General features: G+C 58.6%; 10 protein-coding genes. 6 read left to right on the top strand and 4 right to left on the bottom strand.

The features are described from left to right. A partial coding sequence (locus WBV42_RS16070) for a hypothetical protein (RefSeq protein WP_423986920.1) occupies positions 1-108 on the top strand: 108 nt, incomplete at its 5' end. Between the two features lie 72 nt (positions 109-180). On the opposite strand, the gene WBV42_RS16065 is transcribed toward WBV42_RS16070, so the two are convergent. Continuing rightward, a complete protein-coding gene (locus WBV42_RS16065) occupies positions 181-1,245 on the bottom strand; it encodes a zinc-dependent alcohol dehydrogenase family protein (protein ID WP_423986919.1) in 1,065 nt (354 codons plus the stop codon). A 149-nt stretch (positions 1,246-1,394) separates the two neighbouring features. On the opposite strand from WBV42_RS16065, the gene WBV42_RS16060 reads away from it, so the two are divergent. The 3 genes from WBV42_RS16060 to WBV42_RS16050 all read left to right on the top strand — a co-directional run bounded on the left by WBV42_RS16060 (position 1,395) and on the right by WBV42_RS16050 (position 5,482). Continuing rightward, positions 1,395-2,918 (top strand): aldehyde dehydrogenase family protein, encoded by a 1,524-nt coding sequence (locus WBV42_RS16060; RefSeq protein ID WP_423986918.1) that lies wholly within the window; start codon positions 1,395-1,397, stop codon positions 2,916-2,918. A gap of 153 nt (positions 2,919-3,071) precedes the next feature. Further along, entirely contained in the window at positions 3,072-3,746 is a 675-nt protein-coding gene (locus WBV42_RS16055; RefSeq protein ID WP_423986917.1) for a helix-turn-helix domain-containing protein, read from the top strand. Positions 3,747-3,958: 212 nt separating this feature from the next. Continuing rightward, positions 3,959-5,482 (top strand): aldehyde dehydrogenase family protein, encoded by a 1,524-nt coding sequence (locus WBV42_RS16050; protein WP_423986916.1) that lies wholly within the window; start codon positions 3,959-3,961, stop codon positions 5,480-5,482. A gap of 92 nt (positions 5,483-5,574) precedes the next feature. On the opposite strand, the gene WBV42_RS16045 is transcribed toward WBV42_RS16050, so the two are convergent. Beyond that, on the bottom strand, positions 5,575-6,075 hold the full coding sequence (locus WBV42_RS16045; protein ID WP_423986915.1) for a hypothetical protein: 501 nt from the start codon (positions 6,073-6,075) through the stop codon (positions 5,575-5,577). A gap of 225 nt (positions 6,076-6,300) precedes the next feature. Here WBV42_RS16045 and WBV42_RS16040 point away from each other — a divergent pair, with 225 nt between their 5' ends. Beyond that, a complete protein-coding gene (locus WBV42_RS16040; RefSeq protein ID WP_423986914.1) occupies positions 6,301-7,521 on the top strand; it encodes a cytochrome P450 in 1,221 nt (406 codons plus the stop codon). Between the two features lie 43 nt (positions 7,522-7,564). On the opposite strand, the gene WBV42_RS16035 is transcribed toward WBV42_RS16040, so the two are convergent. Next, entirely contained in the window at positions 7,565-8,209 is a 645-nt protein-coding gene (locus tag WBV42_RS16035) for a TetR/AcrR family transcriptional regulator (RefSeq protein ID WP_423986913.1), read from the bottom strand. Between the two features lie 190 nt (positions 8,210-8,399). On the opposite strand from WBV42_RS16035, the gene WBV42_RS16030 reads away from it, so the two are divergent. Then, positions 8,400-9,947: an MDR family MFS transporter gene (locus WBV42_RS16030; protein ID WP_423986912.1), complete on the top strand. Its 1,548-nt coding sequence runs from the start codon at positions 8,400-8,402 to the stop codon at positions 9,945-9,947. A gap of 51 nt (positions 9,948-9,998) precedes the next feature. Here the strand turns inward: WBV42_RS16030 and WBV42_RS16025 are convergent. Beyond that, positions 9,999-11,630: PEP-utilizing enzyme (locus WBV42_RS16025; RefSeq protein ID WP_423986911.1), on the bottom strand; the 1,632-nt coding region annotated here is incomplete at its 5' end.

The raw sequence follows: 11,630 nt of genomic DNA, 5'->3' as shown, positions 1-11,630 counted from the left end.
GTCGACGCGGTCGAACTCGGCACGCGAGCGGGATGGAAACCGGTCATCAGTCACCGAAGCGGGGAGACGACTGATACGGCGAGCGCATCGCCAACCTCAACGAAGTGATCCGCATCGCCGACGATTTCCAAGCGTGACGACCGTCAGCACGTGGTCAAAAAATTGTTAATCGGCGGTAATCTAGCTGAAGTCACTACAGACCGGAATTCCCATCGTATCGTAGTCGCTCATCGCCGCGAGCGTATCCGGAACTTCGTCGATCGAGATGGTTTCCGATACGAGTTCGGTCGGGTCGAGTTTCCCGGTCTTGATCATATCCAACATCTCGGAGTACCGAGACGGTTGGAGACCAAGTGAACCGCGGAAATCGATCTCTTTCGCCACGAATTCGTCGGTCGGCAGTGCCACCTTACCGGCTTCTTCGGAAGTGGTCAATCCAACCTGAACGTGTCGACCACCTTTTTTGAGTGAGTTCACCGCGTTCAGACACGTCGTCTCGATTCCCAACGCATCGACCGAGCAGTCGGCACCGCCGTTCGTGATGTCCCGAACTTCCTTTGCGGCGTCGTCGACTTCGCTCGCGTTTACGGTTTCGACCGCGCCGAGGCTCTCCGCTTTGTCGAGTTTCTCGTCGAAGAGGTCGACTCCGATGACGTTCGCACCGAGCGCGTTCGCGATGTGAACGGCCGAGAGTCCGATACCACCGAGGCCGTGAACGACGACATCCTCACCGTTGCCGACATCGCCGCGGTGTGCCATCGCGTGATACGACGTCATGAACCGACAGCCGATTCCGGCGGCCGTATCGGGGTGGATGCTATCGGGCAGTGGGACGGCGTTGATATCCGCGTGTGGAACGTGAACCTCTTCGGCGAACGCACCCGGGGCTTCGTTCATGAAGCCGAGGCCGACGTGGTTCTCACAAATGTTCTCGTGCCCGTTCCGGCACAGGTCACATTTTCCGCAGGCGAAATTAAAGGGAATCGCGATATGGTCCCCTTCCGAGACGCTCTCGACGTCTTCGCCCACTTCGACGACGGTACCACACGGCTCGTGGCCGAGGATATGTGGCGGGTCCGGTCGGTAGCCGAACCAGTCCCAATCCCCCTGCCAACAGTGCCAGTCACTTCGACAGACTCCACACCCGTTGACCTCCGCGACGATGCCGTGTGATTCGGGTTCTGGTCGTTCGACGTCCTGTACTTGCAGCGGTTCTTGGAATTCCTCGAGTACTACGGCTCGCATTGCAAGTCATTGTTTATCATTATATTATAAATATTTGGTGGTGATGCCGAATTTTGGTAGAAATTGTAATGCCAATTCTTTGTATTGGATTTATATGTAATCACTTATGAGAAACAATTATTAATCTTGGCGAGAGAATCACTGCCACGATGTCGACGGACTCTCAACCAACAACCGACACGAAAACCGAAATCAAACGGCGACACCAGGAGGCCGCCGAAGAACACATTCCATCTCGACCAGGTCAGCTCTATATCGGGGGCGAGTGGGTCGATAGCGAATCCGGCCAAACGTTCCAAACTCGCGACCCGACGACGGGCGACGTCCTCGCCGAAGCGCAAGCAGGCAATGCGGCCGACATCGACCGGGCAGTCGAAGCCGCTTGGGAAGCGTACGATACGTGTTGGTCCGACTATTCGGCGGCGGATCGCCAGGGTGTTCTCAGTGAAATCGCGGACCGGGTCGAAGCCCGGAAGGAGGAGTTCGCGACGATCGAATCACTCGACAACGGAAAACCGATTTCGGAGGCTCGAATCGACCTCGACCTCGTCATCGACCACTTCCGTTACTTCGGGGGTGCCGCCAGGATAAACAGTGGGAAAACGATCCCCAGCGACGGTGATCATCAAATCCAGACGCTGCGGGAGCCGTACGGTGTGGTCGGCCAGATTATCCCCTGGAACTTCCCGCTCCTGATGGCCGCCTGGAAACTGGCACCGGCCCTCGCCGCTGGGAACACCGTCGTCCTGAAGCCCGCCGAGCAGACGCCGCTCTCGGTCCTAGAACTCATGCGCGAAGTCGATGACGTCCTTCCCGACGGCGTCGTCAACGTCGTTACCGGTTTCGGTTCCGAGGCAGGCGAACCGTTGTCGTGTCACGACGACATCCGAAAAGTCGCGTTCACCGGTTCGACGGAGGTCGGCCGTGGTGTGATGAAGAACGCTGCCGAAAATATCACGGACGTCACGCTGGAACTCGGCGGCAAAAGTCCCGTCGTCGTGTTCCCGGATGCGGACATCCAGAAGGCTGCCCAGGTCGCCCGAATCGGGATGTTCCACAACACCGGCGAGTGTTGCTGTGCGGGAACGCGGATTTTCGTCCACGAGGACGTCAGGGATGAATTCCTCGATGCGTTCGTCGAAGAGGTCGAAAGCCTGACCATGGGAGATCCGCTCCTCGATGAAACGACGCTCGGCCCGAAGGTAACCAGTGACCAGGCCGAACGAACGCTGGATTACATCAAAGAGGCACGCAAGACCGGCGCAGACATTGCGACGGGTGGCGATGCTCCCGACGACGAGGCACTCAGTGACGGGTGTTTCGTCTCGCCAACGGTCCTCACCGATATCGACCACGAGAGCCGACCGGTACAGGAGGAGATTTTCGGGCCCGTCGAGACGATTTTCGAATGGTCGTCCTACGACGAGATGATTGAGCTAGCCAACGACGTCGATTACGGACTCGCGGCGGGCGTGATCACCGATGACTTGAACCAGGCCTACAGGACTGCCGAAGACATTGAAGCCGGGAATATCTGGGTGAACACCTACAACGAATTCCCCGCTGGGCAACCGTTTGGAGGATACAAACAGTCCGGAATCGGCCGAGAGACTGCGTTCGAAGCGATAGAACACTATACACAGACGAAGACGATCAATATCGCTCTCGATTAGGGTCGTCGACTCCCGGTCTCCCGATGACGCTCTGGTCTCAGATCGTCACCGATCTTTTTCCCGAGTCGAGAGACGATCACGCCTTACCGACCGGACGGCGACAGCAGGACAGATGGGTAAAACCCGGTAGGGAAGCCCGAACGGGCCGAAATAGTGAAAAGACATTTAATCCGGAAACCCCATAGTCCTAATAAGACCATGCCTTCTGACATTGAAGAAATCGACGATATTTCTGCTCGGGATATCGCTATTCTCAAAGCCCGTATCGAGCATCCAACCGCTTCCGTGCGTGAGCTAAAGGAACGGTTGGAGGACCAGTACGGGATCTCGCTGTCACACAATCGTGTGAACGATATTCTTCGTGATCTAAGCGACAAGGACGTGTTTCGGCAGGTTTCCCTATTGAATGAAAGCTTTTTCGAGTACCATCTTTTTCAGATCGCGTTCCATTATCCTAACTTCGAAGACCGATGGGAGGAGTGTTACGACGATTTGATGAACGATCCTCACGTCTTGATGTTCTTCAACGCGGACGATTATCACCACTGGCAGTTTATCGCTCGCTTCCGAAAACACGAGAAAAGCGAGACTTGGAAGCACGAGTTTTTCAAGAAGCACGGCGATCTGATCGCGCAGTTCGATTCGAGTTCCCTCCCGGAGATACACAAATTCCGCGACGATACGCAAGTCCTCGAACGGATACTTCAGGAAACGGCAGAAGGTCGGAAGTTCATGGAAAGTGAGGATGGGAAAACGGAGGACGGTGGGGAGGATTTCGACGATGACACGGATCGAGTCGTCGCCACTGACGGCGGTGCAGACGACTGATTCCGGAGACGGTTTCGCGTTTCCGATCGTCTGTATTTTTCCGATTGTACCCTGTATTTCCGTTATCTACTCGTTCGTGATCGATGCGTTTGGAACGACCAGTGGGAGACAACGGTGTATCGAAAGATAGCGGCATTCGCGCTCGTCGCCCCTCACATCGACCAAATAGTTATGTAGAACCGTCAAAGATATAGTGAGTAGCGCTTCGAGCAATGTCAACACATTCTAATACATCTTCAAAGCGAAAGCAGGTCATCAAACAACGACACCGAGAAGTCGCAAATGACCTCCTTCCATACTACACTGCTCGACTCTACATCGGAGGGGACTGGGTCGACAGTACGTCCGGACAGACGCTCCAAACGCGCGATCCAACGACGGGCGACGTCCTCGCCGAAGTGCAAGCCGGGAACGAAGCCGACGTCGACCGGGCAGTCGAGGCCGCCTGGGACGCGTACGACGATCAGTGGTCCGCATGTTCGCCAGCGGATCGCCAGCGAACGCTGACCGAAATCGCGGATCGTATCGAGGCCCGAAAGGACGACTTTGCACGACTCGAATCGCTCGATAACGGAAAGCCGATCACGGAATCGCGCGACGATATCGAATTGGTCGTCGATCATTTTCGATACTTCGCCGGTGCTGCTCGTCTCTCGGAAGGAAAAACGATTCCGACGAACGGTAGCAACCACGTTCAGACGATCAAAGAGCCCTACGGGGTAGTCGGACAAATCACACCGTGGAATTTCCCGTTGCTGATGGCCGCATGGAAGTTAGCACCGGCCCTCGCCGCCGGGAATACGGTGGTGTTAAAACCGGCTGAGCAGACCCCGTTAACGATAATCGAGTTTCTCCGGGAAACGGAGGGAATCCTGCCGCCGGGTGTCGTCAACCTCGTTACTGGATACGGTGCCGAGGCAGGCGCGCCGCTCGTGAGTCACGACGACGTTCGAAAGATCGCGTTTACGGGATCGACGGAAGTCGGTCACGGGGTGATGAAGAACACCGCCGACACGATTACCGATCTCACGTTGGAACTCGGCGGGAAGAGTCCCGTAATCGTGTTTCCGGATGCTGATATAGAAAGAGCGGTACGGATCACGACGAAGGCACTGTTTTTCAACGCGGGAGAATGCTGTTGTGCCGGAACCCGGTTACTGATCCACGAAGGGATCTACGACCGATTTCTTCCTGCATTCGTGGAGAACGTAGCGGATCTCACCGTGGGAGACCCGCTTCTGAAGGAAACGGAATTGGGCCCGAAAGTGTCGCAAGCGGAGTTGGAGAGGACGATGCGATACATCGGATGGGCACGGGAGGCCGATGCGGACGTTCTAACCGGCGGGGGTGCTCCGAACGATGAAGCGCTCGCTGATGGAAATTTCGTCGCACCGACCGTGATTTCGGGTCTCGATCACGAAAGCAGGGTCGCACAGGAGGAAATCTTCGGCCCTGTCGAGGCAGTGTTCCAGTGGTCCTCCTACGATACCATGATCGAATTGGCGAACGACACGCAGTTCGGTCTCGCAGCGGGAATCATCACGAGCGATTTGGATCGTGCCTATAAGACGGCTCGCGATATCGAAGCGGGTAATATCTGGATCAACACCTACAATGAATTTCAAGCTGGCCAGCCGTTCGGGGGCTACAAGCAATCCGGAACCGGTCGTGAGACTGCGTTTGAAACCCTCGATGAGTATACCCAAACCAAGAGCATCAACGTCGGGTTTGAGTGAACTTCCGTGGTGGTGTCGTGGCGGTGTGCGTACCGAAAAACGAATGTCGGTTCGAAAGAGTGGTCGCGACAGCGCTACTGGCGCTCGTGGAATCAGGCCGGGACCAACGTCGGTTTGTACCAGCCGGAGTACAGCCGTTGGTAGTGGTCGACTCCGTTATCGAACCGCCCCGAGACTTGTAGTTCGCAGATCTCTTTTCCGCCCATCGACGGTTCCCTGTTGTCCATCGTCACCACGCTCGACGGTTTGAAGCCGATGAAGTTCGTACGTGTATCGTCCCCCCAATCCGCGTTCACCTTCAGGTGCCACTGGTTGAACTCGCGGTCCGGGGACGATTCGTCCACGACTTCGACGTTCGGTTGGCTGTACGACCACGAAATTCCGGCAGTGGCGTATGCCGCCTGATATCCCACGCTCACGCTGATCGAATAGCTGGTCGACGTGGAACCACTCTTCGTTCCGTACGGTTGCCATTGCCCGTAATCGACGTCCGCGTTCAGCTCGTTTCTGTTCCACTGGTGTTCCACGCGTCCCCAGTCGTTTCGTCTATTGGTGCGTTTGTTGCTGTGTCCCGCGGACGGATCGTCTTTCATACTCCAAAGGGGATTATATTTTGACTATTAAAATAGTTAATTGAGTATATTATAAAAATTATACAAATACCGATTCGCATAATTCGAATATCGTAGCTCTCCGTTCGGTCGCTTTTCTCTTCGAAGGGACACGGGTCGCTCCCACCGACCGCTATCCTCGGCGCGGTGTCGAACCGCGGCGAGATACCGCCAAAGCTAAATGCCGACCGAACGTTCGGTTGGTTAATGAGCGAAAAATCGAACGACGCTCTGGAGAACGAATCGCCAGCGGCGCTCCGCACCGACGAAGTGCGGCTCGACCCGTTTTCGTGGTACCGCGAGATGCGCGACGAGGCACCGGTTCGTTTCGATCCGGACCGCGGTGTGTGGGACGTGTTCAGATACGACGACGTTCGTCGCGTTCTCAAGGGACACGACAGGTTTTCGTCGTCGATGGAGTTCCAATCCACTGACGAACCGAGTAGTCCCGAGTCGGAAGCGGGCGAACAGGAACGCGGTTCGTTCGGCGAAATGCTGATTGCGACCGACCCGCCGAAGCACGACCGCATTCGGTCGGTCGTGAACGAGCACTTCCAAGCCGACGCGATACGGTCGTATCGCCCTCGGGTCGAAGCCATCGCGGAAGAACTCGTCGCCGACATCGAACCGGGACGAACCGACCTCGTGGAGGCGTTCTCCTACCCATTCCCCGTCGACGTCATCGCGGGCGTGCTGGGCGTCCCGCGCGAGGATCGGGCGACGTTCAAGCGGTGGTCCGATGCCTTCATCGGTTCCTCGGCGCGGGACGAGGACGGACTGAGTCCCGAGGAGGGAATGATGAAGATGAGCGAGTACTTCGGAACGCTCTTCGAGGAGCGCCGCAAGGACCCCCGCGACGACCTCCTCACTGCCATTGCGACCGCGGAGTCGGGGGAATCCGCACTGAGCGGACCTGAGATGGTCTCGCTGTGCATCCTCCTCCTGATCGCGGGAAACGTTACCACGACGAACCTCCTGACGAACGCGATCTGGTGTTTCGACGAGCACGACCTATTGGACGACGTTCAGAACGAGGAGATTCCCCTCGGTTCCGCCGTCGAAGAGGTGCTCCGCTATCGTTCGCCCGTTCAACATCTCGAACGATTCGCTCGGCAGGACGTCGAATTTGGTGGGAAAACCATCAGGGAAGGGGACGAGGTCGTTGCATGGGTTGGCTCCGCGAACCGCGACGAACGGAAGTTCGACTCGCCCGACACGTTCGACCCGACCCGTCGTCCGAACAGCCATCTCGCGTTCGGACAGGGAATCCACTACTGTCTCGGCGCGCCGCTCGCTCGCCTCGAAGCGGAGGTCGGATTTACCATCCTATTCGATACGTTCGACATCGTGGACGTGGATACGACCGACCTCTCCCCGGCGTCGAGGGAAATTTACGGCGTGGAGCTGCTTCCCGTGACGCTCGAATAACGTCGTCCGGTCGGAGGAAGACCTCTGTCTTTCGGCGCTCGATTCACTCGACGAGCAACCGGTCGATGAATTCGTAGGCGTCGTCACGGACCGCTTCGAGGTCGGCGTCGTCGGTCGTCGCTCGTTGGAGAAGCCCTCCGAGTAACAACGTGTAAAGGGAACCGGCTGTCCGTTCGGGGTCTACGTCGCGAATCTTCTCCTGCTCGATTCCATCGCTGATGGACGTGACGAGTTCGTTTCGAATCGACCGATCGAGGGCGCTGATTCGCTCCCGGTATGCCTCCTCGTGAACGCCTTGAGCCCGTACCTCGATGAGCGCCCGTAGCGGGTCTTCTTCGCCGAGTTCGTTACTATCTATCGTGGGGAATCGGTCGACGGCGTCGTCCGGTACTCGACCAAGGACGAACCGGTCGACCGTCGCGTACAGCCGTTTGACGGGGTCGGAGATGCTCAGTTGGGTAATTCGCTTTCCGAACTCCTCCGAGGCAAATTCGTAGAAAGAGAGCATGAGTTCGCTCTTGTTGTCGAAATGGTGGTAGACCGTCGCCTTGCTCAGTCCCGCCTCGTCGGCGATTCGCTGGATCGAGATGCCGTCGTATCCTTCGCTCTTGATGACGTGATACACTGCCAGCAAAATCTTCTCGCGCCCGCTGGATGGCTCGCCGTCGAATGCCGTATCGTACTCCATTCTACCGAATGTTCGGTCGGAACCCGTTTGAGCGTACCGATTCGGTAAATCCGCCCGTCGACGAACCAAACGTTCGGTAGGGAAGTTCCAAAAATCATAAATACCGACCGAACGTTCGGTCGGTCGATGACAAAGACGAAATCGTCCCCCGATTCGGGGAATCGTTGCGGTAGTAACGGAGAGAATTACGATGGGTAAGACGGGAACTGCGTCGTCGCTGTCGGACAGGACGAAATACGTCGCGTTCGCGGGATTGGGCCTCTCGATGTTGCTCGGCGGACTCGACCAGACCATCGTCGCGACCGCGCTTCCGACGATAGCATCCGAGTTCGGTTCGCTCGATCAACTGTTCTGGGTCGTAACCGCGTACCTCGTCACGTCCACGGCCGTCACGCCCCTGTACGGGAAACTCTCCGACATCTACGGCCGCCGACTGCTCACGCAGATAGCCATCGTTATCTTCCTCGTGGGGTCCGCGTTGTCCGGACTCTCCCAGTCGATGGTACAACTCGCGTTGCTCCGCGGGCTTCAGGGAATCGGCGGCGGTGGTCTCATGGCCATGGCGATGGCGGGCATCGGTGACATCTTCACCCCCCGAGAACGCGGCAAGTACATGAGTTACCTCCAACTCGTCAACGGGTCTGCGCTCATCGGCGGGCCGCTACTCGGTGGGGTTCTCACGGACCAATTCACCTGGCAGTGGATCTTTTACATCAACATCCCGCTCGGGATTATCGCGCTGGCGTTGATTCAAATCGGCCTCGACGTGCCCGTCCCGAACGAGAGCCATCGGATCGACTACGAGGGCGCGGGACTCATCGTCATCGCCGTTTCTGCGCTCGTCGCGCTCACGTCGTGGGGTGGCGACCAGTACGCGTGGGGATCGTGGCAGATACTCGGACTCGCGGCCGTCACCGTCGTCGGAACCGTCCTGTTCGTCGTGCAGGAACGGCGTATCGAGGAACCGATGATCTCGCTCGAACTGTTCCGTAACCGGTCGGTCCTTCTGATAACCGTTCTCGCCGTGTTAATCGGTGGTGTCCTGATGGGTGTCGTCAACTATATCCCGGTGTTCATGCAGATGGTTCTCGGAAAGGGCGGAACGAACACCGGACTTCTCCTCATGCCGCTTTTCGTGGGATTCATCGTTAGTGCGATGATCGGTGGCCAACTGATGAGCCGAATCGGCCGATACAAATTCATCACCGTCGCCGGATTGGTCGTCAGTTTGGTTGGGTGCTACCTGCTCTCGACCATGGGTGTGGGAGTTTCCTCGCTTCAGACCACATCGTACATGCTCGTCACTGGTCTCATGGGAATGACGCTCCCTACGCTCTCGACGGCGATCCAGAACGCGGTGAGCGGTGACGACATCGGCGAAGTGAGTTCGCTGTACAGTTTCGGACGAAATCTCGGCGGCGCGCTCGGCGTCTCCGCGTTCGGTATCGTCTTCAATCGGCAGCTCACGGCCGAACTGCGCGACGCGCTTCCGAACGGCGTCGATGTGGGTGCCGTCTCGCAGAGTCCGCAGGCCATCCACCAGCTTTCGCCGCAGTTACAACAGCAGGTCATGCAAGCGCTCGTGGACTCCTTCCACGCCGTCTTCCTCGTCGGCGTCGGTGTTCTCGGTATGAGTCTCCTCGTCTCGCTCGTGCTTCCGAACAACGAGTTGAAAGAGGAGTCAGGTGCCGAGATGCGCGCCGCGGCGGACGGCGGTGCCATCGAAGACGACGACTAACCACGACTAGCCACGACTTTCTTGTCGATTCTCGAATTTCCAGCTTCGATCTTACAACCGCTCGACGGTGCCGTTTTTCCCATCGACGCGAATCCGGTCGCCGGTGTGAATCTCCTCCGTCGCACTCGTGACGGAAGCGACCGCCGGAATTCCGTACTCCCGAGCGACGAGCGCGCCGTGCGTCATCCGCCCGCCGACTTCCATGACGAGTCCCGCCGCATTCAGAAAGAGCGGCGTCCAACCCGGGTCGGTGGACGGCGCGACGAGGATTTCGCCCGGTTCGAGGCTTCCCTCGGACGGGTCGCGGACGACGCGGGCCGTCCCTTCGATCACACCCGCGGAGACGGCCGTCCCGACGAGTGTCGTTCCATCGAAATCCCGATTTCGCGCGGCCGTCGGCTGTTCGCCCTCGCTGGTCAGCAACGGCGGTGCTGTCATCGTCGTGTAGCGTTCGTGGGTCCGTCGCCGTGATTCGACGTCCACGTCGAGTGGGACGCCGTCCACCATGGCGAGAAGTTCGTGACGTCGGAGGAACCAGACGTCGTCCGGGCGGTCGAGGCTCCCGCGTTCCGCCAGCGTCTCCCCGGCCTCCGAACAAATCTCGTGGACCGCGGCGAACACGCGAGCCATCCCCTGTTTCGGGAACTCTCGGAACGGCATCGCCTTCCGGTAGCTTCGAATCAGGTGACGGACGGCGAGTTTTCGAAGTGACCCCAGTAGTCCGTGGTTCGCTCGCGCTTCCAGTCGGCGTTGGGCGGTCGCCGCGCGGCGTTGCAGTTCCGCCAGATGCTCCCGACTTCCGCGTTCCTCGCCGACGTTGTTCCGAATCGTCGAGAGGAGCACCGACGGGTCGTCGCGCCACCGCGGCCGACGCAAGTCGATTTCACCCGTGGCTCGGTGGCCGAATCGGTCGATGAACGAGTCGAACGTCTCCACGAACTCCTCGCCTCCTCGGAGGGGTGCTATCTCGTCCAGCGACGCGCCCGAATCGAGCGCCGTCTTCACTTCCGGTGCGTTCCCGGCGAGCGTCGCCAACTCCCCGAGTTCGACGTTCATTCGCGTGACGACTTCGTCCTCGAATCCCTTCCCGATGGCGTCCAGTTCGTCCGTGGCGTCGGGGAAGGTTCTCCCGAGCAACCGTCCCGCGAGGACGCCCGGAAGGGCGGCCGCCCCTTTCGGTGCGATATATCTCAGGAAGGCGACGATGTCGACCTCCTCGAAGATCGCTCGAACCCGTCCGTCCATCGTTTGCGGCGAGCGGAGTTTTCTCGCCCGTTCCGTTCCCCACGAATCGCTCCACGCCCACAGTTCGTCGAGATCCGGAACGCCGAACACGAGCGAGTGCACGAACTCGAACAGCGCTTGCGACACGATGGGGCGAAGCGACGGCTTCCCGCGTCGAATCGCTCGGAGTATTCGCACCCATCCCGCTCCGACGCCGCGTTCCGGGATGTCGTCCTCCCGCTCCCGTAGAACCTCCCGGAGGCCATCGGACGCCGGTTCGCTGAGGAACGACAACGCGTCGGGTATCCGCCCTCGGAGCGGTGCGAGTCGAACGAGCGGCGTCAAATCGACGTACACCCGATTTCCGGCCTCGGCGGAGAGACCGCCCACTTCAGGTGGTCGAAAGCGTTCGGCCCCGCCGTCGATGAACGACCGCCAGAAATCAACGACGAGCGGCGG

Origin of the sequence: Haladaptatus sp. (assembly GCF_049589095.1) — an archaeon.
Taxonomy (GTDB): domain Archaea; phylum Halobacteriota; class Halobacteria; order Halobacteriales; family Haladaptataceae; genus Haladaptatus.
The sequence above is the reverse complement of the archived record's forward strand: the minus strand, read 5'-3'. Positions and strand labels throughout refer to the sequence as shown.

Excerpts from the sequence above, each read along its gene's own strand:
- WBV42_RS16065 (WP_423986919.1), bottom strand. The coding sequence starts at position 1,245 with ATGCGAGCCGTAGTACTCGAGGAATTCCAAGAACCGCTGCAAGTACAG.
- WBV42_RS16060 (WP_423986918.1), top strand. The coding sequence starts at position 1,395 with ATGTCGACGGACTCTCAACCAACAACCGACACGAAAACCGAAATCAAA.
- WBV42_RS16050 (WP_423986916.1), top strand. The coding sequence starts at position 3,959 with ATGTCAACACATTCTAATACATCTTCAAAGCGAAAGCAGGTCATCAAA.
- WBV42_RS16045 (WP_423986915.1), bottom strand. The coding sequence starts at position 6,075 with ATGAAAGACGATCCGTCCGCGGGACACAGCAACAAACGCACCAATAGA.
- WBV42_RS16040 (WP_423986914.1), top strand. The coding sequence starts at position 6,301 with ATGAGCGAAAAATCGAACGACGCTCTGGAGAACGAATCGCCAGCGGCG.
- WBV42_RS16035 (WP_423986913.1), bottom strand. The coding sequence starts at position 8,209 with ATGGAGTACGATACGGCATTCGACGGCGAGCCATCCAGCGGGCGCGAG.
- WBV42_RS16030 (WP_423986912.1), top strand. The coding sequence starts at position 8,400 with ATGGGTAAGACGGGAACTGCGTCGTCGCTGTCGGACAGGACGAAATAC.